The organism is Dehalobacter sp. 12DCB1, from assembly GCF_004343605.1.
Taxonomy (GTDB): domain Bacteria; phylum Bacillota; class Desulfitobacteriia; order Desulfitobacteriales; family Syntrophobotulaceae; genus Dehalobacter.
In genome coordinates this window covers 108,421-132,606 of record NZ_POSF01000018.1, presented here as the reverse complement: position 1 = coordinate 132,606, position 24,186 = coordinate 108,421, and the positions used below count along the sequence as shown (strand labels likewise).

The following is a 24,186-nucleotide window of genomic DNA, read 5'->3' as shown; positions in this document are numbered from 1 at the left end:
CCGGCATTCTCGGTGAATGATGATACAAGAGGAGATTATATAGAATGAATATGAAATTTATCAAAAAAATACCAACGGCCGAGGAAATTATTGAACAGATACCTTTACCTGAACATATAAAAAAAATAAAACAGGCCAGGGACGAGCAGATCAGCAATATTTTAGAAAACAAGGATAACCGGTTTATTCTGATCATCGGGCCATGTTCCGCAGATAATGAGGATTCGGTATGTGAATATATTGGAAAGCTCGCTGTAGTGCAGGAAAAAGTCAAGGAAAGAATATTGATTATTCCGCGGATCTATACCAACAAGCCCCGTACTACGGGTGAAGGCTATAAAGGGATGGTTCATCAGCCCGACCCGAGCAAAGATCCTGATTTATGCGAGGGGATTATCGCAATTCGTAAGCTCCATATCCGAGCCCTGTCGGAATTTCATATGCCGGCAGCTGATGAAATGCTTTATCCGGAAAACTACACGTATCTTCTCGATGTTTTAGGATACATTGCAGTTGGCGCGCGCTCTGTGGAGAACCAGCAGCACCGCTTAACCGTCAGCGGGGTATGTACACCGGTCGGCATGAAAAACCCGACGAGCGGAGACATAACAGTTATGCTGAATTCGATTTATGCCGCCCAACAAGGGCATCATTTTATCTATAACGGCTGGGAAATAGAAACATCCGGCAATCCGCTTGCCCATGCAATCCTAAGAGGCGCTGTAGATTCGTCCGGCAGAAATATTCCGAATTATCATTATGAAGATTTAATCTATGCCGCCTACGAATATGAAAAACTTCAACTGGCCAATCCAACAATCATTGTGGATACCAACCATGCCAATTCGATGAAGCGCTTCTATGAACAGCCTCGGATTGCCAGGGAAGTCCTTACGAGCAGAACCTATGATCCGCTGCTGAATAAAATGATCAAGGGACTAATGATTGAAAGCTATCTGGTAGAAGGCAGGCAGGAGATCGGAGAGAATATCTATGGAAAGTCCATTACCGATGCCTGTCTGGGATGGGAGAAAACGGAAGAATTAATTTATAAAATAGCTGAAAATGTTTAAGCTCGGGGGTCAAAGACCATGCTTTTGGAAGAACAAAGAAAACAGGTTATTGATATTGCCGGACAGGCCCTTCAGTCCGGGTTAATTATGCGGACCATGGGAAACTTCAGTATACGGGATCCTGAAACAGGCTATGTATGTATAACCCCAAGTGGAATGGATTATTCTGTGGTCAAACCGGAAGACATTATTGTGATGAATACGGAGCGGATCGTAATCGATGGCAGCCGAAAACCTTCGATCGAAAGCGGAATGCATTGTCTTGCCTACCAGAAAAGACCAGATGTATGCGGCGTTTGTCATACCCATTCTTGTTATGCTACAGCTTGGGCCTGTGTGGAGGAGCCTTTTCCGCTCGTACTGGCCGAAATGGCTGCGGTGCTGGGTGGAAAACTTGAAACAGCTCCTTTTTTCCCAATGGGTTCCGAGGAGCTGGCTGGGGCTACGATCCAGGCACTAGGCAAGCTAAATGCCGTATTGCTGAGCAATCATGGTCAGTTGACGGTAGGATCGACGCTTGATAAAGCCCTGGCCAATGCACAGCTTGTCGAAGAGGCTGCGAAGATTGCTTTTTGCGTAGTCAGTATTGGTAAGCCCAAATTGATTTCTCCTGTGCAGGCTAATTTGCTTCACCAGTGGATCACGGAAAATTATGGACAGTAGAGAGTAAAAGAGGGAAAACAATGAAGAAAAACCAAACTGGCAGGATCAACCGTTTTGGCGAATTTGCAGATAAAAAATTAGAGAAGGAGTACGAAGCGTCTGAGTTTATTATTCTATTTAAGTATCTCCGGCCAATCGTACTTTTTCTGGGAATCTTGTATTTCCTCTTTATTATTCCGGACTTCTTTTTTGTGAAGAACCTGAAAGCATTTCAATTGATATTTTTGGTAAGAACAACCTATTTGGTCCTGATAGGTATATTTTATTTCAGAATGAAATCCATAAAAAAGTATTCAACGTTGTGTTTCTGGGTTACGCTTTATGAAATAATGGCATCCGTTGTATTTATTTTTGTCTTCTGTCAATATGAATCTCCGGATTTCTTTATTCAAGCCTTTGGTATTATCGCGATTATTTTAGCGGTTTGTTTAGTCCCGAACCGTTGGATCAATATGATTATGGTCTCCGTATTTGCTGGGGTCACTTTTTTTGCTGCTTCGATCTATTTTTTGGAGCAAATGGAAGCTTCGGATTTTTCCGCAGTAATTTTTTATATCTTATTAGTTACGGCCCTGAGCAGCACCGCTTCATTTAGGACTCACCTTTTTAAAAGAATTCATTTCCTAAACGGCAGAGATCTGATTCAACTGTCCATTAGAGATCCTTTAACCGGGATCTATAACAGGCTGAAATTTGATGATGAGCTTGATAAATGGATCTCCTATGCGAAAAGATATTCTTGTGATCTTTCACTTATGATCTTCGACATTGACTATTTTAAGAAAATTAATGATTGCTTTGGACATTTAACTGGGGATAAGGTTCTGACGGAGGTTACGGACCTGGTCAAAGGAATGATAAGAGAAACAGATATCTTTGCCCGCTGGGGGGGAGAGGAATTCGTTATTCTGCTACCGAATACCAATAAGGGTGAGGCTGTAGAAATAACGGAAAGAATAAGAAAGAGAATATCAGACTATGATTTCACTTCCGGCCATCTAACCTGCAGTTTCGGAGTAGATTCTTGGCGCAAGGAAGAAGGCAGAGACAGTTTCGTGCAGCGTGTTGACACCCTATTGCTGAATGCCAAGGAGATGGGTAAAAACAATGTACAAAGCGACGATATCAGCTTGATGAAATCAATATTGCTCTCTGAATAAACACGGTCATTCGACCATTATAGGAGGCAGACATGTCGGACCTTGAAAATATTTTAAGTGATGTTAAAACCTGGGTCAGAGAAGTTGGTAATCTTCAGAAAAAAGATTTCCGTAAAAAAAATCTTTTTATTGAAACGAAGTCCACGGAAGTAGATTTGGTGACGGAGGTCGATAAGCTTTCGGAAAACTATTTTCTGAAAGCGATTCAAGCCAAATACCCCGCCCACAGCATTTTGTCCGAGGAATCCGGAGTTCATCAGAATAATGTTTCGGAGTATTTATGGATTATTGATCCGCTGGATGGAACGACGAATTACGCGCAGGGGCTGCCGGTCTTTGCAGTATCGGTTGCACTTCAATACAGGAAAGAAACGGTGCTAGGCGTTGTTTATATGCCGATGCTGGATCTGCTTTTTGAAGCAGTGCGTGGTCAGGGAGCCAGCTTAAACGGCAAAAAAATAACCGTTGCCGCTAAATCCAGGTTGAAGGAATGTTTGCTTTCGACCGGGTTCCCGTACGACCAGTCTGAAAATCCGGATAACAATACGAACTATTTCGTATACTTTGTACCCAGATCGAGAGGGATACGCAGAATCGGCTCCGCCGCCTATGACCTTGCCAATGTGGCCGCAGGTATTATTGATGGTTATTGGGAACTTAACTTAAGTCCCTGGGATGTTGCCGCAGGCATTCTGCTTGTCGAGGAAGCAGGCGGAAAAGTTGTGCTTCTGGAGAAAAAGAGAGGGATATCCCTGATTGCAGGGAATGAGAATATTGTTGGCCAGATCTTTAAGGGAATATCTTTGGTCGACTAGCAGAGATTTGCCGAGAGATATTTGGCTCTTAAAACTCCTGGCCAGACGATTGTTGTTCGCCTTCCTGAATGTGCTCTAATTTATTTTGCGCAGGACTGTCAATGATCTCACCCTCATAGGTAAAACGGGATCCATGGCAGGGACAGTCCCAGGATGTTTCAGCTGAATTCCACTGCAATTCACATCCGAGATGGGTGCAGGTTGTGTCGACAATATGCAGGGCCCCTTGCCGGTCACGATAGGCACCTGCTCGTTGGCCGTCATATTTAATGATTTTGCCTTCGCCTTTGAGGATTTCCGCTGTGCCCGGGATGGATGATAGTTTGCCAGAAAGCAGGTGTTTGGCAACATTCAGGTTTTCTTGGACGAAATTTTTAGCTGAGGCGATCGGTGTAAAGCGGGAAGGGGAATAAATATCCATCCAGGGGCTGTAGCCGTTCAGGATCAGATCCCGGAAAATAAGAGCGGCGGCCGTACCTGTGGTCATTCCCCATTTGCCAAACCCTGTGGCGACGTAGACATCAGGTGTATCGGATGTGAGATTACCGATATAAGGGATTTCATCCATCGTTGTATAATCCTGTGTGGACCACCAGTATGGGATATCCTCAACCTCAAAAAGCTGCCTGGCAAAATCTCTGAGTTTTAGGTAATGATTGCGGGTATCTTCTCCCTGACCTGTCTTGTGATGTTCGCCGCCAACAATTACCAGATTGTTTTTCTTGTCGTGTTGAGAACGTAGGGAACGGGTCGGGTCTTCAGCAGAAATATACATGCCTCCGGGATAATCTCCTTTGATTCTGACACCTAAAGCATAAGAACGTTCGGGATAGAGTCTCGTGAAAAATAAACCCATAGCCTCATAATAAGGGTAATGAGACGCAATAATCACCTTTGATGCAGCAATTCTTGGCCCGTTATCGGTGAGCACTAAACATGGGGTGCCTTGCTGAATGTCAACAGCTTTGGTTTGTTCAAAAATATGACTTCCCTTTCTAGGTATTTCCTTAGCGAGTGCGAGCAAATATTTTCGCGGATGAAACTGAGCCTGGTCATCAAAACGAACAGCGCCTTTAATCGGGAGCGGGAGAGGAATTTCCCGCAGGAAAGAAGCTTTGATGCCGAAATTCTCAGCGATTTTGGCTTCTTCCATGATTTCCGGAATATAGCGATCCTGCTGTGTAAAAATATAGGCATTTTGCCGTAAAAAATCACAGTCTATGTTGTTATCTTGGACAAGGCCGGCAATAAATTTTAGAGCAGTTTCATTGGCTTGTGCATACTGCAGGGCTTTTTCTTCCCCAAATTTTTTCTGCATTTTTGCATAGATTAAGGAATGCTGGGAAGTAATTTTGGCGGTCGTATGGCCCGTTGTACCCTGAAGAATTCGGTCAGCCTCAAGGACAGCAACCTTATAACCTTCCTTCTTTAAGAGAAAAGCCGAAGTAATCCCTACAATTCCACCGCCGATGATGGCAATGTCGGCTTCAATGTCCTCATTCAGGGCTGGATAATCTGTCCGAGGTGTCGAAGTTATCCAGTAAGACTGAGGCATCCTTTGAAAATCTATTGAATAATTTTTCATCGGTTTATCCTCCTGAAAGTGAATAATTTTTAAATCTTACAGTATTATCTTTAGCAGATGAAATAAAAATATCCAATGATCCGGCAATCGAGTAAAATAGTTTTATAGATAAGCGACGAAGGAGTTACGCCGGTGGAAGCATATGATATGAAGGTACTCGCAGAATTGAAAAAATGGCAAAGGAAAATGACCAGGAACGCATCACTGACCGACAGGGTAGCAAAAAATATTCAGAACAGAACGAACAGGCTGATTCCGGACAAAGCCCATGAGATCATCACAGCTGCGATCAAAAATATGGTGAGAGCTGTTTTGACAGGATCTGAATTTACGACAAGGGAAGCGCTTAAAAATATTGACCTGAAGGAACGGGACAGACTTGCTTGGGCTAAAATCAGTGTCTACAAAAAAACGGCCAGTCTGGAAGGGGCAGGCACAGGAGCAGGCGGTATTTTACTTGGACTTGCGGATTTTCCTCTGCTCTTAAGCATCAAGATTAAGTTCTTATTTGAAATGGCAAGCATTTATGGATATGATGTCAAAGATTTAAGGGAAAGACTATATATCCTTCACCTGTTTCAGCTAGCTTTTTCCAGTAGAGAGAAACGGATGCAGGTCTTTCAAAGAATTTCGGACTGGGATGAATACATTTACAGGCACCCGATTTCAATGGAAACAGTTGATTGGCGCACTTTTCAGCAGGAATACAGAGATTATATAGATCTTGCCAAGCTTTTACAGCTGGTACCCGTCATCGGGGCCTTCGTCGGTGCAGTAGCGAATTACCGACTGCTCGGAGAACTAGGCGATACGGCTATGAATGGCTACCGTCTAAGATTATTAAAAGATAAGATAGATACTACGATCTGATTAAAAAATTGGGTTACTCAATCCGATTACGCTATTTGATTTAATCATAATGAAAAATATACCGATATAAATTTATTTTGGAAAGGAAGGATACAAATGAAGGAACCCAATGAACAAGATGATAATGTTGAACTAGAAAGATGGATATTAATTACTGAAGCTGCAAATGAAATTGAGGCGGATATTATTGGATCAATCCTTGATTCTGAAGGGATTCCCTTCTATAAAAAGTATAATGAAGCTGGGGACTATCTTCGGATCTATATGGGGATGACCAATTTCGGTGTGGAAATCTATATCCCGGAAAAACTGAAGGAAAAGGCGGAAGGACTTCTGAATTCAATGAACACGGAAACTGATCGGGCATTCGACGATTTAAAATTGTGATAGGAATGACCAGGAATATTTGGGCCGGAATACTCGAACGAAGATAAAGAATAGTGTATCACCAAAAAATAACAAATATTCTATGCGAGTTTTAAGATTTGTGTTATAACTTAGAGTATGATCGATAATTATATAAAATTTATTTCAAAGGGGAGTTCATCATGCCGCATATCATTGTAAAATTATGGCCCGGCCGAAGTGACGAACAAAAAATAGCCTTAGCCGACAAAATGGCCGAGGCAATGACAGAAATAATGGGAATTCCCGATAAGAATATTTCAGTTTCTTTTGAAGAAATAGCCAAACAAAAATGGACCGAAGAGGTTTATAATACCGACATCCTGGCCAAAGAAAGCCTGTTGTATAAAAAGCCAGGTTATTAATGTTTAGGAGTGGTGTGAATGCGGAAGGTTAAGATCATAACCGACAGTACCAATGACCTTTCAGCAGAATTACTTCAAGAATATGATATTGATGTTGTTCCGCTGCACGTTGATTTTGGAGAAGAAACTTACCGGGATGGCGTAGACTTAATCCCGGCAAGGCTTTTTCAGCTCGTTGAAGAAAAAAAGTTGCTTCCGAAAACTGCAGCTCCTACACCGTACGCATATGCAGAATGTTTTCGGGGATGTTTTGATCAGGAGCAGGATATTATTGTGATCACCATTTCTGCTCAGATGTCCTCATCTTACCAAAATGCTGTCCTTGCTGCTTCGGAATTTCCGCAGGGAAGAATCTGGATAATTGATTCGCAAAACCTGTCTACAGGCATAGGGGCTTTGGTCATTACAGCCGCTGAATATGCCCAGCAGGGGCTCCAGGCAGAAGAAGTTTCGGTAAAGATCCGGGATTTAGTTGCTAAGGTCCACGTGAGCTTTGTCATCGATACGTTGGAATACCTTTATAAAGGCGGTAGGTGCAATGTTCTGCAGAATCTAATGGGGAGTGTCCTAAAGATCCGGCCGACCATCGGTGTAGAAAATGGAAAAATGCTTGTTGTTGATAAAGTCCGCGGGGAAAAGAAAAAGGCCTTAGATAAATTGATAGAGAATGCTAGGCGGGATTCTGTAGACTCAAAACGAATTTTCATCACCCATTCCCTGGGAAGTGAAGAGGAAGCCATCTATTTGAAGTACGCGCTGCAGGACATTTATCCACATAAAGAAATTTTGATTACTAATGCAGGCTGCGTGATTTCCAGTCACTGTGGCCAAAAGACAATTGGTGTGATTTATATCAGAAAATAAAGACGCTAAAAATTCTGATGCTAAATGTTTAATTGTAATTACTTGAAAATAGTATAACGTTGTACCAAATAATATTAAAGAAATATAACAAAATCACCATTAAATTGTAAAAAAACCTTGAAACTATGATTTGTTTCTAATATAATAAGTTTTAGTTAACTAAGTTAGGAGCAATCATGGAAAAATTATTATTAAAGTATGATGATTATTTTCTTACAGTAGCCAGACCCATTATCGAGCATGATGAATACCAAAAAATGAGAGTCATCCCGCATCACCATGGCTCAGTCTTTGAGCACTCTCTGGACGTTGCTTATCTATCTTATAAGATTGCCATGAAGTTCAGACTTGATGTCATTTCGACGATCAGAGGAGCACTTCTACACGATTTCTACTTATACAAATTTAAGAAAAGAAAAAACAAGAACTTGCTAGCGGAAAGCTACCGGCATTCACGCAATCATCCGAAGGTTGCGGTGAAAAACGCGCAAAAATACTTTGAACTGAATAAAAAAGAACAGGATATTATTTCCAATCATATGTTCCCCGTTGGACTGCCAAGAAGTTATGAAGCCTGGGTAACTACAATTGCGGATAAAAGCCTGGCACTTACCGAATACACCACGAGGGTATACAGCTTTGCATATCTGAAACTGTATCCTTATCTGGTTCAAAAATCTGCTTAACGCGAATAGACTAAAAAATTCATACAGAAAACTTCAAAAATATTTAATAACTAAATAAAATTAAATTTTAAAATAAAGTATATGTAAGAATCTAATAATCGCCCTAGATTTGTCGAATTATGAAATCTACCACAGATTTAGATTGTTAGCCGGTTTTTTGACCGGTTTTTTGTTTTTAGGACAGAAAAAAAGCCCTGCTGAATAAAGGCCTGATCGCACAGTTGTTTTTGTTGAAAGATATGGTAAAATCTGAATAGAACAGAAAGAACGGAGTGTTTTCTTATGGTAGTCAAAGAGTTTAACCAGCTCTTAAAGGAAAAAGGCTATAAATTTACCAATCAAAGACAGTATGTTTTTGAGGTAGTAACGGAAAACCGGGGAAAGCACCTGAACAGTCAGGAAATTTTTGAACTTGTACGTAATAGATTCCCCGAAATTGGTGTTGCTACCGTCTACAGGACGTTGTCACTATTGGAAGCGATGGGACTGATTTACGGTGTTGATTTTGAAGATGGATCCCGTAGGTACGATATCGTGAAAGATGACGAGGAACACCGGCACCATCATTTGATTTGTCTGGAGTGCGGGGCTATTAAAGAAGTTGAGGAAGATTTGCTCGGAACAATTGAAGAAAACATTCTGAAGAAGAATAAATTTAAAGTGATTGACCACCGTGTTAAATTTTATGGTTATTGCGAAAAATGTCTGGCAAAGACCGAATGTGATCAATAATCATTAACGCCAATAAATGATGATATTATAACGCATGGATGAGGAATAATGGCAGTAAATCAAAAAACAAACGTCATAAGGACCCTCGAATCAAAAGAAATCCGGCATGAAGTCTATAAGTATGAAGTGGATGACGGACTGATTGACGCTATATCCGTAGCTCGGAAGATGGGATATGACCCGGACCGGGTATTTAAAACGCTTGTTACAACCGGAAAAACAACGGGAATCAATGTTTTCGTTATCCCTGGAAATTGCGAGCTGGATTTAAAAAAAGCAGCCGAGGCAGCCGGGGATAAAAATATAGAGATGCTTAAATCTAAAGAACTTTTACCGCTCACGGGCTATATTCACGGCGGCTGTTCCCCAATCGGGATGAAAAAGGATTTTCCGACCTATCTTGAGGAGATGGCCTCGGAATATGATTACATCATGATTAGTGCGGGAAAAATTGGGATGCAGGTGAAAATCGATCCGGCAGAACTCGTCAAACTGACGGATGCCAAGCTGGCTGACCTTGTTTAGTTCAGCCAGCTTGCTACTAGTAAGAACATATCTTTATACTTCGCTATAGTACCGGCGCCAGAAGTCGAGAAATGGATTCCTTAAACTTGATCAGACTGGAGCGCTTCGCATATTTTTCGGGCGTTAGTTCGGTACAGAAGAGCAGATCTTCATCATAAACTTTGCAGAGATTTTCGGAAATGCCGACATCGTAAATAAATGCATTAACTTCGAAATTTAGTCGGAAACTTCTGATGTCAAAATTCGCTGTACCGACAGAGGCTATTTTTTTATCGACCACGATGGTTTTCGAGTGTAGAAAACCATTATTGTAGATATAGATCTTGGCCCCTGCTTTAATCAGTTCCCCGACAAAGGAATACGTTGCCCAGTAGACAAAAATATGATCCGGTTTGTTTGGGATCATTATTTTTACATCAACACCGGACAGTGCGGCAATTTTCAGAACTTCGAGAATACTGGAGTCAGGTACAAAATAAGGCGTGTGAATATAAATGGATTTCTTAGCAGAGTTGATCATTTTGATATAACCCTGCTTGATTTCTTCATGGGGAGAATCCGGACCCGAGGAGACGATCTGAATACCGCTTGTCCCGATGATTGCTGGTTCTGGGTAATACTTCGTCGAATGCTTAATTTTTTCACCTGAAGCAACTTTCCAGTCGAGTAGGAATCTCGTCTGCATACTATGAACGGCTGTGCCTGTTATTTTGAGGTGAGTATCACGCCAATAACCCATTTTTTTCTTGAGGTTGATGTATTCATTACCGACATTGAAGCCGCCAATATAACCAATTTGACCGTCGATAACCGCTAGTTTACGGTGGTTTCTGTAATTGAGTCTCAGGTTAATATAACTCAGAAACGAAGGGAAAAATTTTTCAACCCTTCCGCCGGCATCGATCAGTGGCTGGAAATCATCTTTCCGTAGTTTGTTACCGAAAGAATCAACTAGCAGCCTAACTTGAACTCCTTCTTGGGCTTTTACTGTCAGAATTTTAATTAATTGCAGCCCCAACGAATCTCTTTTAATAATAAAATACAGAACGTGAATATGGTCTTTGGCTTCGAGGATCGTGCGGAAAAGGTCTTCGAATTTTTTTCTGCCGTTTGTAAATATTTCTACGCTATTGTCCTGGGAAAAGAGTGCCTGGCTCTGAATCTGATGCAGTAGGATCATATCTTTGTAGTTTTCCATCGCTGGGTCATTAAAGGTCAATCTTCCGGACTGAAGATCTTCAATTTCTTTGTTTAAAAGCGCAGCATATTTCAAATGTTCCTCCGCTCCAAGCTGGAACATTTTTTTGCGTGTCAGATTCTGAGAAAACATAAAATATAGAATCGCTCCACCGGCGGGGAACAAAAATAAAACAAGAATCCAGGCCAAGGTGGAGGTTGGATTTCTTCTTTCTAAAAAAATAACGGTACAGGCCAGTAAGATATTGATACCATATAGAATGGTAACAACGTGGGAACTGAGTTCTGTAAAGGATAGTGTCATCATAGCGTTCCTCTCAAAACATCTGTTTATTCTTTTATATCAGAAAGATGTAAAGCTGGCAATTATTTTGTAAAATGGTGAAATTTTCATAGAACATTAAAATACTGGGAATACCATAAGAGGACGAGTACTTGTCAACGCTAAAATGCTATAAACCGCCGAGAAAAATTTGTATACATACAAAAATTCAATCGGCGGGAACATGCAGATATTAGTTTACATAGTACTATGAATATTCCTAAGTGGAGGCAAGTCATGACGATTCTTGCACTGCTCATAGCTTGTTTGATTTGGGTGCTGGTTTTAGCACTGTTTAAAATCAATCTGGTCATCGATTACACTTTCAAAAATTTTAGCAGTGTGCTGAAGATCCATTATCAAGCTGCGTTGTTTCGGTCCAATCTGGAGATCAACATTCCGGCGGAGATGGTCTCGGGTGGCTTTCTTTATTTTCTGCTGAATAGCATAGAAAATATACAGCAAAACGACTGTCTACATAGAAAATCAAATAAGAATACTGACCCAACTAGAAAACGCTACCGGCTGATAAAGCATTTTTTGCGGGAAGCTGTTCGTCATTATGGCTATTCCACCGCAAGTATCAGGCGGTTGCAACAAGGTCTTTCTAACATTATCCGGGCTTTTTACCGCAAAATAAAAGTTCATTGCCTGCAGGCTGATCTTGAGCTTGGTTGCAGGGATGCTGCCGAGACGGGTTACTTGACGGGAGCCTGCTGGACAACCTTTGGATTTATTACGGCAAGACTACACAGGCATATCTCGCTAAAGCAAGAAGATTTTACATACCGTGTAACTCCAAATTTTACTGAAAAAATATTTTTATTCAAACTTTGCTGCATATTAAATCTGAAAAGCAGCCATATTATTTTTACAGGTTATAAATTCCTATTAATGATCTTAAAAAACAGGAGGACTAGGAATTATGGATGAACATCCAATTGAAAATCTCATGCAGACAGCGATGGATAGTATCCAAAAAATGATAAATGTGAACACGGTGATCGGAGACCCGGTCGAAACACCAAGTGGTTCTGTGATTATACCTGTTTCCAGGGTATCCTGCGGTTTCGCAGCCGGCGGCAGTGAATTCTCTTCCGCTGAGGGAGAAAAAGAGGAGGAGAAAAAAAATGAAAACACTTCCAAGATGCCTTTTGGTGGAGGAAGCGGCGGCGGGGTATCCGTAAAACCTGTTGGCTTTCTGGTTGTAAACCAGAATCAGGTCCGACTGCTTCCGGTCGAAGGAAATATGATTGCAGAACGCATCATTGACGAAATGCCTAATCTGATGGATAAGTTTTCCCATATGGTTAATAGGAAAAGATTCCACCGCGAAGATGGGTATGAAGAGAGATGTTGATCGAATAGATGTGTTGGCAAACAGTATGCTCTTGATGCCTCAAAATATTTTTGAAATCTTCTAATCTTCTATTCCCTCTGCTGAAAACATACATTTTAAGCAGGGGGTTTCTGTTATGGTCAATTTGATCTGGCTGGTTATGCTGATCAGCGGCATTATTGTTGCTGCCCTGAATGGAAATATTGATCAGGTCACCGCGTCGGCCCTTCAGGCTTCTGAACTTGGGATAGGAGTGGCAATCCAGTTAATGGGTGTCATGAGCCTCTGGCTGGGCATCATGCATATTGCCGAAAAAGCAGGGCTCATCCGGCATCTGGCCAGAATAAGCGCCCCAGTAATCAGAAAGCTTTTTCCGTCTCTCCGGGCGGACAGTCCTGCTTTTGGTCCTATAGTCATGAATCTCTGTGCAAATATTCTCGGTCTGGGTAATGCTGCAACACCGTTTGGCTTGAAGGCCATGCAGGAGCTGCAGAAAGAAAACCTGGATCAGGAAACAGCTAGTCCTGCGATGATTACATTTCTTGCGTTAAACACATCCTGTATCACGATTATTCCGGCTACAATCATTGCTGTCAGAATGAAAGCCGGCTCGGCCAATCCGGTTGAAATCATTGGAACGACGGTTTTTGCCACAGGGTGTGCCATGGCCTCAGCCATCATTGCCGATGTTCTTTTTAGAAAGAGGAACGGATGATGACCATCATTTCCGAGCTTGCCAGATGGGCTATCCCATTTATTTTATTTTTTGTGCCGCTTTATGGTTACTTCCATAAAGTCCCTGTCTATGAAACATTCGTTGAGGGGGCGGAGAATGGCTTTAAAACTGCCGTCAAAATTATTCCGTTTTTAATTGGGATGTTGGTTTCCATTAAAGTGTTTGTGGATTCTGGCGCCCTGGATCTGCTAATAAACCTTCTTCGACCTCTTTTTTTAGCCATGGGATGGAATCCCGATTTGTTAGGCATTGTTCCTTTAGCCGTCATGCGTCCGCTGAGTGGTTCAGGGGCCCTTGGTGTTGCAACCGAACTGATCCATCAATACGGACCTGATTCGTTTATCGGTAGGCTTGCTTCCACGCTTCAGGGAAGTACGGATACCACTTTTTTTGTGCTTGCCGTCTATTTTGGTTCAGTCGGCATCAAAAAACACAGATATGCTTTAAAAGTCGGACTGCTCGCTGATGCAGTCGGATTGATTGCTTCAATTTGGATTGTCAGCAGGGTCTTTGGCTAAGGGTCTGCTGGTGCAGTCGGGGACAAATACATGCCTTGATCCCCCAGGTTTGCTTTCTGTGTTTTTTTTGCTAAAATCAGTTGAGAGATATTTCATTAATGGTGGTTTTTTTGATGGATTGTTCCGGATACCAATCTGAACGTTTGCAAAAGGCGATGGCTCGTTTGGGCATCGCTTCTCGGCGTCATGCTGAAATTCTAATCAGTCAGGGACTTGTAAAAGTGAATGGACAGACCATAACGCAGCCGGGTTTTAAGGTAACGCCTGAGGATGTCATCAAAGTCGGCGCTAAGACGTATTCTTCAGGACCAAGTGAAGACCTTGTCTACGTCATGCTTTATAAACCTGCGGGTGTTATTACAAGTGTTACCGATCCCCATCAAAGGAAAACAGTCATTGATTTACTTGGCCAGAATATTAAAGAAAGAGTCTATCCGGTTGGCAGACTGGATTATGACACTTCGGGACTTCTGCTTCTGACCAATGACGGGGAGCTGACATTTCGGCTAACGCATCCAAGTTTTGGCGTGGAAAAAGTATACCGGGCCTCAGTCGCCGGTAATATTTCTGATCAGGCAATCAGGACGCTTGAGTCGGGTGTACGCCTCGAGGATGGGATGACTTCTCCTGCGAAAATTAAGAAGCTTTCCCGTGATAAAAACGGTAACCAGACTGAAATTGAGCTTGCCATTCACGAGGGAAAGAACAGGCAGGTTAGGAGAATGCTTGAGCAGGTCGGATACCCCGTCTTTCGCTTGCGCAGAATCTGTTTTGGCCCGCTCCAGCTGGATCCAAAAATGACGGCAGGAGAATACCGACTGTTAACGACTTCTGAAGTCAATGCTTTGAAGGAAGCGGTAAGTATACGGTAATCATTTTATATCATTTGTAAGTAATAGGTAATCAATGTGAAATAAATATTGATAATTGCGGGGAGAAAGTATGAATCTGAAACCAGCAAAAACGAAAAGAATCTACGAAGAAATAGTTGATCAAATCAGTACGCTGGTTGCTGAAGGACAAATCAAAGCAGGTGATAGGCTTCCTTCCGAACGGGATCTTGCGGAGAGGCTGCAGGTCAGCAGGGCGTCTGTCCGGGAAGCGCTCAGTGCTTTGGAGATTATGGGTTTGCTGGAAGTCCGAAGCGGAGAGGGGACCTATATCAAACATATTAATATCGCGTCTGTTATTGCTCCTTTGCCATGGGTGCTTTCTCTGGAAAAAGATACCATTTATGAAATGATGGAGATAAGAAAAATCCTGGAGACGCAGGCTGCCGCACTGGCAGCGGAAAGGGCTGAATATCAGGATCTTTCCGCAATGAGGGGTTCTCTTACTGAGATCAGAAAGGGTTTGAATGCAGGCTGGCAGGGCTATCCCTGTGACCGGGATTTTCACGATGCTATAGCTAAAGGAACGAAGAATAAGATGCTGATCCGCATGCTCCATGTAACTTCAGATATCATGCACCAGACATTGAAGACGAATTGGGCAGGTACTTTTGAAAAAGAGAGCATGTCGGAACTTCTTTATCAGGAACATAAGGAAATATATCAGGCGATCGAAGCAAAATTACCTGAAGAAGCGCATGCCGGAATGCTTCGTCATCTCGAAAGAATTGAAAATGAATTTCGCAAAGGATACGAATAATCATGAAGAAATACAATCAAATGCTGTATCATCCTGACAACTGTCTGAACAAGAAGAAGCCCTATCCCCGGGAATGCAGGCTGTGTATTGAAGCCTGTTCGCACAAGTCTATCGGTGATAAGAAAGAGATTTCGATAGAAAACTGTACGGAATGCGGTGTCTGTATGGCCGTTTGCCCCTCTGACGGTTTTGTGGACAGAGACATGAAAAACCTCGGAGAGTACCTTTTGGAAAACGGAAATTGCGTATTAAATTGTCCAATGGCTGCGCCTGCCGGTTATGAAATTGCCTGCCTCGGGATGCTGGACAGAGATGCCTGGACAGTTTTAATGCTTTTGGCTGAATCTAAACAGGTCAGAATCCTTACAGGGGACTGTTCCAACTGCCAGGATAAACAGGCTGCAGCGGTTAGCAAGCGCTTCTATCTGGAGGTCAGTCAGCAATGGACGGATCATCCCGGTTTAAAGCTGGAAATTCTCTCCGCTGAAGAAGGTGCAGCAAAATCGGATTATGATCCCGGACGCTTTGCCCGTAACCGGTCAAAAAAAGGGTTGAAAAACAGGTTGCGTGAATTTGGCAAAGATAGAGTCAAGGCCGCGTTTCCAGCTATCGAAGCAGAAGAATCCTATGCCATTCCGAGAACCCGCCAATGGCTGGCAGAGACACTGAAACAGAAACCAAATAAAAAGGTGCCTTTTCAGGCAATCAGATATACCGATCATTGTAACGGCTGCGGCGTTTGTACCAAAATATGTCCTCAGCAGGCGCTCACGCTGAAACAGAAAGAAAATAAAATGCTTTTGATTTATGAACCGCTCCAGTGCGTTCAATGCGGTCGCTGTGTGGACATCTGCGGTTCCAGGGCTCTGAGCTTCGCATATCGGATGTTTCCGTTCAAGTTTCTGGCCGGCAAGGTTATCGTCGGAGAAGCGAATTCCTATTATTGTCGGGAGTGCGGCAAACAGATCTTCATCGATACGGATTCAGGCCTATGTGCTGCTTGTGCAGCGCATTCCACGAATATTGAAGGTAGGTAAACAGCCGCGCTATGCATCCTACTCCATTTGAAATTGTCTAGATATTACGGAGACTAATCTCTAAAAGTTATTTTAGCAAGTGTAGTTGGTTTGCGATCAACATATTTGAAAGCAGGGAGAATGGATTGTGGTTAAAAAGGTTGTTGTAATAGGCGGTGGCGCTGCAGGCATGATGGCAGCGGGCCAGGCTGCTTTCGTTGGGGCAGAGGTGGTACTCCTTGAAAAGATGACAAGACTCGGCAGTAAGATTGCGATCTCCGGTAAAGGTCGGTGCAACCTTACCAATGCGGGGGATATCAGTAATTTTGTAAGTTTTTATCCCGGAAATGGAAAATTTCTATATGCTTCCTTAAAAGAGTTCAGCAATAAGGCGCTGGTTTATTTTTTCCAAGACTATGGTGTTGAAACAAAAGTAGAAAGAGGTGGAAGAGTTTTTCCAACAGCCGATGATTCCGAGGTAATCGTTGAGGCTTTAAAAAAATATTTGAAACGAACACGTGTAAAAATAAGGCTTAACCAGGCTGTCCAAAAAATCATGATCGAAGAAGGGAAAGTAACCGGTGTTCAGCTGGCTGTCTCCGGTGAAGTAATTCAGGCAGATGCTGTGATCGTTGCTACGGGAGGAGCATCCTACCCTGGAACAGGATCAACCGGTGACGGGTATACACTGGCAGAAAATGCCGGACACCGGATCATTAAGCCGCTTCCTGCACTTGTTCCACTCAAAACCCTTGAAAAATGGCCCAAAGAACTTCAGGGACTGACGCTGAAGAATACGGCTGCCTCAATCTGGGTTGACGGGAAAAAGCAGGGAGAAGAATTTGGGGAGATGCTGTTTACGCATTTTGGTGTATCCGGTCCGATTATTCTAACCTTAAGCAGGATTGCTTCCAAGGCTTTGGACCAAAAACAGAAGGTTGAACTGAAAATCGACCTAAAGCCCGCCCTTACTTCTGAACAGATAGATTTAAGGCTGCAGAGGGATTTTCTGAAGTATGGCAACAAGCAGTTTAAGAACGCTCTGGACGATCTTCTTCCGCAGAGTATGATTCCTGTAATGGTCGCGTTATCGGAGGTTGACCCTGAGAAGGTCGTTAATAAGGTGACCAAAGAAGAGAGAAGAAGATTGGGCCGGTTATTTCAGGAGCTGGTACTTCATATAACGGCGACGCTCGGTATGGCGACAGCAATTGTTACCTCCGGGGGTGTTGATGCCAAGCAAATTAATCCAGCTACGATGGAATCCCGTTTGGTTAAAGGGTTGTATTTTGCCGGAGAGGTCATCGATATCGACGGCGTAACCGGTGGCTACAACCTCCAGGCAGCTTTCTCAACTGGCTACAAAGCCGGAAAAGCGACGGCCAGGATGAGCTAATGGCGAATGAGCCATAGAAGCCAGGAGCGACAAGATTATGGCGGACGGCTATGCCACTCGGTAGGTCTGGGGGCCACAATACCGCTTTTCGGCTATTGCGCCCTCCATGGCGCAAAAAGCCGCGCTTCGCATCGTGCTCCGCTCACAGCGGAACTGTGGCCCCCAGACCAATCATAAGATCATTTAAGCGGGATTGTATGCCAGAATGCAGCTCGTTATCTAGCGCATTTGAGGAGCAGTTCAGCAAACGCCTTTCATGTAAGCTTATCAGCGACTTCCTGTTAGAAGGTCTTCACGCCACAGTAACCGCGCAGGTGGAATATGGGCGAAGGTACAGGATTGCTTGGGAAGCCAAGGATGATAACATACCCGACTTACAGTTCAGTCTCCATAGCCAGATAAGTAAGACATTCATAATTAGCTGCTTCGAAGAGCAACATTCTAGTTACAGACGTGCTTAAATAATCCTTAGATATCAGGCTGCGTGCCACAATTCCGCGCAAGCGGAGCATGGAGTGCGTAGCGCGGCTGTTAGCGCCATGGAGGGCGCTATCTGCCGAAAGTGGTATTGTGGCATGCAGACCAATCCCAGATAAGGTTTTATAGATGCCTTACAGAATGATGTCGGTATGCAAATTCCTGGCGGCGCATACATATTACTGAGGTGAGTCAGATGCGCTCCAGGAGATTTTCTTTTTCAAGCCAAAAAGTGTCAAGGTTTCAGGGTTTTGAGAAAACAGCCATCAGGATTATAGCAGTTTGTACAGTATTGTTAGGGCTGTATCAGCTGAAAGCATTCACCGATCCCGTCGAGTTCTATCTGAAATTTTCAGGAGAAATAGACGCCCCGGCCTTTAAATACAGCGAAAATGCAAACAGCGGCTCGATTAGTCTCTCCTTTGAGATAACTCCTGACAGTGTCGTAATGGTTAGACAGAATGACCGGGATATCGGAACCATAGAGAATGGAAAAAGCATCACCGTTGAACCGGGAACCGTTGTTCTGGATGCAACCGGCATTCCTTATCCGGTCACTGTCAATGTGATTCTGAATAGTAAAACATATTCGCTCAAGCTTAACGGGGATGTCAAAAGTTTTGATGTGAAGTTAAAATCTACGGAGGCCAGCTGATAAGCCCGCCGTAAGTCCTCAAGATAAGCTTTGCTAATCTCCGGGAATTCATGTAATATAATGAAAGCAGGTGTTGTTTTTCTAACATCGCCTCTTTTTTAGCATGTAATTGATTTGTTTGCGTCATGAACGTTTGCCTAGAAGGAGGATTGGCTATGGTGCCGGATAGTAAAACGGTTGCTCTGGCTGCTTTAAGAATGGCGATGAGTGAAACCAGAGAAGAAGAAGGTGCGCTTAAACAGCAATTTTTAGCAGATAACATCAAGACAGTTGCCGTGGATTATGGCGGAGATTATCTTGCTTCAATTAAAAAGCTTGTCGAAAGGGCGATTGTTGCTTCGAAACGCGAAGGGGTCATTCACGATTCCCATGGCGACGAAGGGGCTGTTGCTGGTGCCACACGAGAGGCTTTAAGCCAGATTATGCCGAAAGCAGCGGGGCTGAATATCGGAGGGAAAATTGGGATTGCCCACCGCGGTGACCATCTCAGCGTGGCCGTGTTTTTTGGGGTAGGACTGCTGCATTTAGATGAAGTGGCCGTAGGTCTTGGACACAGGGTTGCCCCGAGAAGCTGAAAAATAAAAAAGGCTCCGATTAAGGAGCAGAGTGTTAGCAAATAAAGATAAGAGGCGATAAACGCTGATTCAGATTTCGCTTTGTGCTGCGAACATATCATCATTCGAATCTTTTTGCCAAAACTTATGGATGTGTTTTTCTATTTTTTTGCCATATCTTTTATACGTGTAACCCAGCAAAAATCCCCCCACCATGGCAGAACCCATGAACAGCAAGCTATGATCCGTTTTTTTGGAATATAACATCTGAAAGCCTCCTTTTGCTGTATATTTCTGGTGTAACTCATTTGAATTTATTATGTATAGATCTGAAAAAAATAATCTAGGATAATTTATGTAATTGCAGAGGATGGAATATGAAGTTAAATTTCAAGGTCTTGGCTTATTTTATAATCGGTGTGGCAGCTGTTTTTTTACTGATGCCATTCGTCAGTTATTCTATCTATCAGATTATTCCTGAAATCCAAACGACCTATTATCTTTCAATGATTGCTTCGAATACCCTGTTTGTTATTTTGATTATACTGATTACGCTCAAAAATAGGCTTTCCCTGAATGACCTGGGCTGGAGAAGGATCAGTATTACTTCAGCCCTTATTGATGTATTTAGAATCTGTTTTTTGGCCTGGCTGATTAATATGATCTACATGGTACTTCTGTATTATTCAGGCCAGATGGCGGCAGAGAATGAACTGGTAAAGCTCCTGCAGAACCCAACAATTCCCATGTTAATTGCGAACATTTTTCTGATCGCCGTTATTGTTCCTTTTATTGAGGAAACACTGTTCCGGGGAGTACTGCTCGGCTGTTTACGGAATTATTCTGGCAAATGGACGGCGATTATAATCAGTGCCTGTATTTTTTCAGCGCTGCATTTTGATTTGACCGGCTTCATTCCGAAGTTGGTTCTCGGAATCGGACTTGGTTTTTTATATACCAAACATAATTCGATTTATCCGGCAATCGGGCTTCATGCGCTGAATAACTTACTGGCGGTTATCGGGGTTTCCGTATCTTAAATAAAGTGAATTGTAAGCGATCATTTTGCTGTGGTATAATTTTGGCAGACGCGAGCTTCGAAATAGCGCGCAAATTAAGATTTTTGATTGGAGCATCGTTTTGGAACATTTGCGTGAAAGTCATTTGCAGGTGGCGATTGACGGTCCCGCCGGGGCAGGAAAAAGTACCATTGCGAGAGTCGTTGCTGACAAACTTGGCTTGTATTATCTTGATACAGGTGCGATGTATCGAACTGTAGCTTATAAAGCCCTTGCTTCAGGAATTTCCGTTCAGGATGAAAAAGCAGTAACAGACCTTGCCCGGATCATTGACATTCAGTTAAGCCATAATGACCGTCAAGCCGTATTCTGCGACGGTGAAGATGTTACTGCTAAAATCCGGGATATTGAGGTAAGTAGAGCCGTATCGCTGATTGCATCTTATCCCGGGGTCCGTGACCGACTGGTTGAACTTCAGCGTCAGGAAGCACTAAAGGGCAATCTAGTGATGGATGGCAGGGATATCGGCACATACGTCCTGCCGGATGCCGGAATTAAGATTTTTTTGACGGCTTCGGCTTCCGAACGCGCACGCCGGAGATACCTTGAGAATATCCAAGAGGGTAAGGAGGTATCTTTGGAAGAAGTACGCTTAGATATTGAGAAACGAGATGCAGCAGACTCCCAGAGAAAATTTGCACCGCTGAAGCCCGCTAAGGACGCGGTGATCCTCGATACGACAGGTTTAACGATTGATGAAGTTGTTACCAAGATCATTAGAATTATCAGGGAGGGCTAAAGTGATGCTGTATTCATTGGCTAAGGGAATCATGACCCTTGTTCTGAAAATCAAAGGATGCAGGATAACAGGTCTGGAAAATTTTCCAGTAGAAGGACCTGTGATTATTGCGTGCAATCATATAAGCCTTTGGGATCCAATTATTGTTGGCTGTTCGATGCCAAGACAGGTATATTTCATGGCAAAAGAGGAGCTTTTCTCGATACCACTGTTAGGGCAAATTCTGCATGGCCTTGGTACTTTTCCGGTTAAACGGGGGCAGGGTGATATCGGGGCATTTCGAAAATCGGTCAGGCTGCTAAAAGAAGGAAAAATTTTGGGGATATTTCCGGAAGGTACCCGGTCCAAAACCGGTGACATTCAGGAAGCCATGGCAGGGATTGTATTAATTATTAACAAAAGCCATGCGCCGATTTTGCCGGTTAAGGTCTATGGAGCCAAAGGATTATTAAACCAAAGAAGGGGTAAGATAGGGATAATTATTGGTAAGCCATTTTATGCCGATAATCTTGAAATCCCAGAAAAGATTGAAAACCGTAGGGAATGGCTCGCCAATAAAATCATGGATGTTGTGAATGAAATGTAAAAATGATCGAAGGTTAATAAAGTGCTAGGAGGAATTTTGTTTTTCTCAGCGAAATAAACGAGATAGGCATAAAAGGAGGGCAGTTTGGTTGATGATTCAGCGAGCGGCAAAAGCAGGTTTCTGTTTTGGAGTCAAACGGGCGATTGAATTGGCTGAAAAAGCTGCTGGCACCGGATTGACTGCATCTTTAGGACCGCTCATCCACAATCAGCAAGTTGTTGATTATTTAGCTGAGAAAGGTTTGGAAGTCATTCACTCTGTTAATGAGGCCAAAATGGGTCAACAGCTTGTAATCAGGTCGCATGGTGTTCCTCCGGAAACGTATGCGCAGGCAAAGGAACGCGGAATTACCATTATTGATGCAACGTGTCCTTATGTCCAAAAAGCGCAAAGAATGGCTGCCAGCTCATCAGCAAACAGTTTTGTCATTGTTGTCGGTGACAAAAGCCATCCGGAAGTTAAAGGGATCCTAGGATGGGCAGGAAGTAATGCTCTCGCCATAGAGACGCTGGCCGAGGCTGAAGATTTGCCATACCACCCAAGAATTACAGTTTTGGCCCAAACAACACAGCAGAAAAGTCATTTTTTTACAGTTGTTGAAGAGTTAAAAAAACATACTGGGGAACTAATCGTCCAAAATACGATCTGCGCGGCGACGGAAGAACGCCAGGCCTCAGCTAGTGAATTGGCCGAAAAAGTGGATGTGATGATTGTCGTGGGGGGGTTGAGTAGTTCCAATACACGGAAACTGGGATCGATCTGCAGTGGAAAAACGAAAACATACTGTATAGAAACAGCCGAAGAATTACTGGAGATCTGGTTTACGGATGCGAGAAATGTCGGCTTGACAGCAGGAGCTTCCACACCGGATTGGATTATCGAGGAGGTTTGCAATAAAATGTCGGAGTTTATGGAAAAAACACAGATCCAAGAGGCTGAGGAAAGCGCTGTGAAGACGGTTTATGATGAAGAAAACATGATGGAAAATTTTGATCAGGGGCTACCCAAACTTTATCGGGGCGCGATTGTCAAAGGAACCGTCGTAAAAATAACAGGCGATGAGGTCTTTGTGGATATTGCCTGGAAATCGGAAGGCATGATTCCTTTTGAGGAACTTTCCGCTACCAAGGTTTCGAATATTCATGATCTCGTTAAAATCGGTGATACGATTTCGGTGATGGTCATGCGTGTCGAAAACCAGGAAGGCTACCCCGTTTTATCCCGTAAACGGGCCAATGAGGTTGAAGCGAAGGAACAGTTGGCCCACCTTGCCGAATCAAAGGAAGAAGTTCAGGCAGTCGTTACGGAAGCGGTCAAAGGCGGACTTCTGGTCGACCTCGGAATGAGAGGCTTTGTGCCTGCTTCTCAGGTTGAAACCGGCTTTGTAGACAATCTTGAAAAGTATATCGGGAAAACACTTCGTTTAAGAGTCATCGAGTATGATGAATACAAGAAGAAACTGGTCCTTTCCCAAAAGGTTATTTTAGCAGAAGAGCAGGAAAGTAAAAAAGAAAAACTTATGGAGACGATTAAAGAAGGTGATATCGTAAAGGGAACAGTTCGCCGCTTGGCCGATTTTGGTGCGTTTGTTGATCTTGGCGGTATGGACGGGCTACTACATATCTCGGATATGGCTTTCTCCAGAGTAAAACACCCGTCGGAGATCGTGAATATCGGTGATGAAGTTGAAGTTCAGGTCTTAGCGATTGATGCTCAAAAAGGCAGGATTTCCCTCGGATTAAAACAGCTTAAAACCAATCCATGGTCTGCTGCTGCTGAAAAATATACTGTGGGATCTATCGTACACGGCAAAGTCGTCAGAATCGCACCTTTTGGTGCTTTTGTAGAACTGGAGGACGGGGTTGATGCGTTGGTGCATATTTCCCAGCTGGCCGACCACAGGGTCATAAAAGTACAGGATGTTGTTCAGGTCGGACAGGAGATTACAGCGAAAGTCATCGATTTTAAACCGGAAGATAAAAAAATCAGCCTGAGTATCCGGGAACTGCTTACGGAAGCCAGCGAAGCCAGTGCCCATCAGGATTTGGTAAATCTGCCGGATATACCTGAAGTTACGATTGGCGAAAAAATTGGAAATATACCGGATACAGACGGGGACATACTTTGATAAAATGGATGCATCAAATGGCTTCTTGCTTTGATTGGCAAGAAGTCATTT

28 protein-coding genes are annotated in these 24,186 nt (G+C 43.2%); 25 read left to right on the top strand and 3 right to left on the bottom strand.

Going from position 1 to position 24,186, the window contains the following annotated elements:
• Positions 1-44: 44 nt before the first annotated feature.
• Genes C1I38_RS11705 through C1I38_RS11690 form a run of 4 tightly spaced genes read left to right on the top strand, consistent with a single transcriptional unit; the run spans position 45 to position 3,711 of the window.
• On the top strand, positions 45-1,073 hold the full coding sequence (locus tag C1I38_RS11705; protein WP_119776507.1) for a 3-deoxy-7-phosphoheptulonate synthase: 1,029 nt from the start codon (positions 45-47) through the stop codon (positions 1,071-1,073).
• An 18-nt stretch (positions 1,074-1,091) separates the two neighbouring features.
• A complete protein-coding gene (locus C1I38_RS11700) occupies positions 1,092-1,736 on the top strand; it encodes a class II aldolase/adducin family protein (RefSeq protein ID WP_119776506.1) in 645 nt (214 codons plus the stop codon).
• A 20-nt stretch (positions 1,737-1,756) separates the two neighbouring features.
• Positions 1,757-2,896 (top strand): GGDEF domain-containing protein, encoded by a 1,140-nt coding sequence (locus C1I38_RS11695; protein ID WP_119776504.1) that lies wholly within the window; start codon positions 1,757-1,759, stop codon positions 2,894-2,896.
• A gap of 32 nt (positions 2,897-2,928) precedes the next feature.
• Positions 2,929-3,711, top strand: coding sequence for an inositol monophosphatase family protein (locus C1I38_RS11690; RefSeq protein ID WP_119776502.1), 783 nt, complete (start codon positions 2,929-2,931; stop codon positions 3,709-3,711).
• Between the two features lie 28 nt (positions 3,712-3,739).
• Here the strand turns inward: C1I38_RS11690 and C1I38_RS11685 are convergent, their stop codons facing one another.
• The gene (locus C1I38_RS11685; protein ID WP_119776501.1) at positions 3,740-5,296 is read right to left on the bottom strand and encodes an FAD-dependent oxidoreductase; all 1,557 of its coding nucleotides are present in this window, start codon (positions 5,294-5,296) and stop codon (positions 3,740-3,742) included.
• Positions 5,297-5,428: 132 nt separating this feature from the next.
• Between C1I38_RS11685 and C1I38_RS11680 the strand changes: the two genes are divergently transcribed.
• The 7 genes from C1I38_RS11680 (at position 5,429) to ybaK (ending at position 9,743) form a co-directional block, all read left to right on the top strand.
• Positions 5,429-6,166 carry an EcsC family protein gene (locus tag C1I38_RS11680; RefSeq protein ID WP_119776499.1) on the top strand — a complete coding sequence of 246 codons (738 nt, stop codon included), beginning with the start codon at positions 5,429-5,431 and terminating at the stop codon, positions 6,164-6,166.
• 96 nt (positions 6,167-6,262) lie between these two features.
• Complete coding sequence (locus tag C1I38_RS11675) at positions 6,263-6,553, top strand: DUF2007 domain-containing protein (protein ID WP_119776497.1); 291 nt, start codon at positions 6,263-6,265, stop codon at positions 6,551-6,553.
• Positions 6,554-6,714: 161 nt separating this feature from the next.
• Positions 6,715-6,936: a tautomerase family protein gene (locus C1I38_RS11670; RefSeq protein ID WP_119776496.1), complete on the top strand. Its 222-nt coding sequence runs from the start codon at positions 6,715-6,717 to the stop codon at positions 6,934-6,936.
• A gap of 18 nt (positions 6,937-6,954) precedes the next feature.
• A complete protein-coding gene (locus C1I38_RS11665) occupies positions 6,955-7,800 on the top strand; it encodes a DegV family protein (RefSeq protein ID WP_119776494.1) in 846 nt (281 codons plus the stop codon).
• A 176-nt stretch (positions 7,801-7,976) separates the two neighbouring features.
• A complete protein-coding gene (locus C1I38_RS11660; protein WP_020490999.1) occupies positions 7,977-8,486 on the top strand; it encodes an HD domain-containing protein in 510 nt (169 codons plus the stop codon).
• A gap of 282 nt (positions 8,487-8,768) precedes the next feature.
• Positions 8,769-9,218 carry a Fur family transcriptional regulator gene (locus C1I38_RS11655; RefSeq protein ID WP_020490998.1) on the top strand — a complete coding sequence of 150 codons (450 nt, stop codon included), beginning with the start codon at positions 8,769-8,771 and terminating at the stop codon, positions 9,216-9,218.
• Between the two features lie 48 nt (positions 9,219-9,266).
• On the top strand, positions 9,267-9,743 hold the full coding sequence (ybaK, locus tag C1I38_RS11650; protein WP_119776492.1) for a Cys-tRNA(Pro) deacylase: 477 nt from the start codon (positions 9,267-9,269) through the stop codon (positions 9,741-9,743).
• A gap of 43 nt (positions 9,744-9,786) precedes the next feature.
• Here the strand turns inward: ybaK and cls are convergent, their stop codons facing one another.
• A complete protein-coding gene (cls, locus tag C1I38_RS11645; protein WP_119776531.1) occupies positions 9,787-11,244 on the bottom strand; it encodes a cardiolipin synthase in 1,458 nt (485 codons plus the stop codon).
• 255 nt (positions 11,245-11,499) lie between these two features.
• On the opposite strand from cls, the gene C1I38_RS11640 reads away from it, so the two are divergent.
• From C1I38_RS11640 to C1I38_RS11595, 10 genes are all read left to right on the top strand, one after another.
• Positions 11,500-12,195, top strand: a complete 696-nt coding sequence (locus C1I38_RS11640; RefSeq protein ID WP_020490995.1) for a DUF2953 domain-containing protein — start codon at positions 11,500-11,502, stop codon at positions 12,193-12,195.
• Positions 12,188-12,622 carry a GerW family sporulation protein gene (ytfJ, locus tag C1I38_RS11635; RefSeq protein ID WP_119776490.1) on the top strand — a complete coding sequence of 145 codons (435 nt, stop codon included), beginning with the start codon at positions 12,188-12,190 and terminating at the stop codon, positions 12,620-12,622. Before C1I38_RS11640 ends, ytfJ begins: the two co-directional genes overlap by 8 nt.
• A 115-nt stretch (positions 12,623-12,737) precedes the next feature.
• Positions 12,738-13,316: a nucleoside recognition domain-containing protein gene (locus C1I38_RS11630; RefSeq protein WP_020490993.1), complete on the top strand. Its 579-nt coding sequence runs from the start codon at positions 12,738-12,740 to the stop codon at positions 13,314-13,316.
• Positions 13,316-13,855: a spore maturation protein gene (locus tag C1I38_RS11625; protein ID WP_020490992.1), complete on the top strand. Its 540-nt coding sequence runs from the start codon at positions 13,316-13,318 to the stop codon at positions 13,853-13,855. Before C1I38_RS11630 ends, C1I38_RS11625 begins: the two co-directional genes overlap by 1 nt.
• 113 nt (positions 13,856-13,968) lie before the next feature.
• Entirely contained in the window at positions 13,969-14,727 is a 759-nt protein-coding gene (locus C1I38_RS11620; RefSeq protein WP_119776489.1) for a pseudouridine synthase, read from the top strand.
• A 70-nt stretch (positions 14,728-14,797) separates the two neighbouring features.
• Entirely contained in the window at positions 14,798-15,505 is a 708-nt protein-coding gene (locus C1I38_RS11615; RefSeq protein WP_020490990.1) for a FadR/GntR family transcriptional regulator, read from the top strand.
• Between the two features lie 2 nt (positions 15,506-15,507).
• Entirely contained in the window at positions 15,508-16,542 is a 1,035-nt protein-coding gene (locus C1I38_RS11610) for a 4Fe-4S dicluster domain-containing protein (protein ID WP_020490989.1), read from the top strand.
• 127 nt (positions 16,543-16,669) lie between these two features.
• Positions 16,670-17,917, top strand: coding sequence for an NAD(P)/FAD-dependent oxidoreductase (locus C1I38_RS11605; protein WP_119776487.1), 1,248 nt, complete (start codon positions 16,670-16,672; stop codon positions 17,915-17,917).
• Between the two features lie 673 nt (positions 17,918-18,590).
• The gene (locus tag C1I38_RS11600; RefSeq protein WP_026156178.1) at positions 18,591-19,049 is read left to right on the top strand and encodes a hypothetical protein; all 459 of its coding nucleotides are present in this window, start codon (positions 18,591-18,593) and stop codon (positions 19,047-19,049) included.
• A 155-nt stretch (positions 19,050-19,204) separates the two neighbouring features.
• Complete coding sequence (locus tag C1I38_RS11595) at positions 19,205-19,624, top strand: HutP family protein (RefSeq protein ID WP_020490986.1); 420 nt, start codon at positions 19,205-19,207, stop codon at positions 19,622-19,624.
• Positions 19,625-19,693: 69 nt separating this feature from the next.
• Here C1I38_RS11595 and C1I38_RS14070 read toward each other — a convergent pair whose 3' ends face one another.
• Positions 19,694-19,870, bottom strand: coding sequence for a hypothetical protein (locus C1I38_RS14070; protein WP_020490985.1), 177 nt, complete (start codon positions 19,868-19,870; stop codon positions 19,694-19,696).
• Between the two features lie 110 nt (positions 19,871-19,980).
• Here C1I38_RS14070 and C1I38_RS11590 point away from each other — a divergent pair, with 110 nt between their 5' ends.
• From C1I38_RS11590 to C1I38_RS11575, 4 genes are all read left to right on the top strand, one after another.
• Positions 19,981-20,643 (top strand): type II CAAX endopeptidase family protein, encoded by a 663-nt coding sequence (locus C1I38_RS11590; protein WP_119776485.1) that lies wholly within the window; start codon positions 19,981-19,983, stop codon positions 20,641-20,643.
• A gap of 100 nt (positions 20,644-20,743) precedes the next feature.
• Positions 20,744-21,421, top strand: coding sequence for a (d)CMP kinase (gene cmk, locus C1I38_RS11585; protein ID WP_119776483.1), 678 nt, complete (start codon positions 20,744-20,746; stop codon positions 21,419-21,421).
• Between the two features lie 4 nt (positions 21,422-21,425).
• On the top strand, positions 21,426-22,007 hold the full coding sequence (locus C1I38_RS11580) for a lysophospholipid acyltransferase family protein (protein ID WP_034381957.1): 582 nt from the start codon (positions 21,426-21,428) through the stop codon (positions 22,005-22,007).
• A gap of 88 nt (positions 22,008-22,095) precedes the next feature.
• Complete coding sequence (locus C1I38_RS11575) at positions 22,096-24,135, top strand: bifunctional 4-hydroxy-3-methylbut-2-enyl diphosphate reductase/30S ribosomal protein S1 (protein ID WP_119776482.1); 2,040 nt, start codon at positions 22,096-22,098, stop codon at positions 24,133-24,135.
• Positions 24,136-24,186 lie beyond the last annotated feature (51 nt).

Bases quoted from the DNA above. Each gene is read 5' to 3' on its own strand.
- C1I38_RS11705 (WP_119776507.1), top strand. From the start codon at position 45: ATGAATATGAAATTTATCAAAAAAATACCAACGGCCGAGGAAATTATT.
- C1I38_RS11700 (WP_119776506.1), top strand. From the start codon at position 1,092: ATGCTTTTGGAAGAACAAAGAAAACAGGTTATTGATATTGCCGGACAG.
- C1I38_RS11695 (WP_119776504.1), top strand. From the start codon at position 1,757: ATGAAGAAAAACCAAACTGGCAGGATCAACCGTTTTGGCGAATTTGCA.
- C1I38_RS11690 (WP_119776502.1), top strand. From the start codon at position 2,929: ATGTCGGACCTTGAAAATATTTTAAGTGATGTTAAAACCTGGGTCAGA.
- C1I38_RS11685 (WP_119776501.1), bottom strand. From the start codon at position 5,296: ATGAAAAATTATTCAATAGATTTTCAAAGGATGCCTCAGTCTTACTGG.
- C1I38_RS11675 (WP_119776497.1), top strand. From the start codon at position 6,263: ATGAAGGAACCCAATGAACAAGATGATAATGTTGAACTAGAAAGATGG.
- C1I38_RS11670 (WP_119776496.1), top strand. From the start codon at position 6,715: ATGCCGCATATCATTGTAAAATTATGGCCCGGCCGAAGTGACGAACAA.
- C1I38_RS11665 (WP_119776494.1), top strand. From the start codon at position 6,955: ATGCGGAAGGTTAAGATCATAACCGACAGTACCAATGACCTTTCAGCA.
- C1I38_RS11660 (WP_020490999.1), top strand. From the start codon at position 7,977: ATGGAAAAATTATTATTAAAGTATGATGATTATTTTCTTACAGTAGCC.
- C1I38_RS11655 (WP_020490998.1), top strand. From the start codon at position 8,769: ATGGTAGTCAAAGAGTTTAACCAGCTCTTAAAGGAAAAAGGCTATAAA.
- ybaK (WP_119776492.1), top strand. From the start codon at position 9,267: ATGGCAGTAAATCAAAAAACAAACGTCATAAGGACCCTCGAATCAAAA.
- cls (WP_119776531.1), bottom strand. From the start codon at position 11,244: ATGACACTATCCTTTACAGAACTCAGTTCCCACGTTGTTACCATTCTA.
- C1I38_RS11640 (WP_020490995.1), top strand. From the start codon at position 11,500: ATGACGATTCTTGCACTGCTCATAGCTTGTTTGATTTGGGTGCTGGTT.
- ytfJ (WP_119776490.1), top strand. From the start codon at position 12,188: ATGGATGAACATCCAATTGAAAATCTCATGCAGACAGCGATGGATAGT.
- C1I38_RS11630 (WP_020490993.1), top strand. From the start codon at position 12,738: ATGGTCAATTTGATCTGGCTGGTTATGCTGATCAGCGGCATTATTGTT.
- C1I38_RS11625 (WP_020490992.1), top strand. From the start codon at position 13,316: ATGACCATCATTTCCGAGCTTGCCAGATGGGCTATCCCATTTATTTTA.
- C1I38_RS11620 (WP_119776489.1), top strand. From the start codon at position 13,969: ATGGATTGTTCCGGATACCAATCTGAACGTTTGCAAAAGGCGATGGCT.
- C1I38_RS11615 (WP_020490990.1), top strand. From the start codon at position 14,798: ATGAATCTGAAACCAGCAAAAACGAAAAGAATCTACGAAGAAATAGTT.
- C1I38_RS11610 (WP_020490989.1), top strand. From the start codon at position 15,508: ATGAAGAAATACAATCAAATGCTGTATCATCCTGACAACTGTCTGAAC.
- C1I38_RS11600 (WP_026156178.1), top strand. From the start codon at position 18,591: ATGCGCTCCAGGAGATTTTCTTTTTCAAGCCAAAAAGTGTCAAGGTTT.
- C1I38_RS11595 (WP_020490986.1), top strand. From the start codon at position 19,205: ATGGTGCCGGATAGTAAAACGGTTGCTCTGGCTGCTTTAAGAATGGCG.
- C1I38_RS14070 (WP_020490985.1), bottom strand. From the start codon at position 19,870: ATGTTATATTCCAAAAAAACGGATCATAGCTTGCTGTTCATGGGTTCT.
- C1I38_RS11590 (WP_119776485.1), top strand. From the start codon at position 19,981: ATGAAGTTAAATTTCAAGGTCTTGGCTTATTTTATAATCGGTGTGGCA.
- C1I38_RS11580 (WP_034381957.1), top strand. From the start codon at position 21,426: ATGCTGTATTCATTGGCTAAGGGAATCATGACCCTTGTTCTGAAAATC.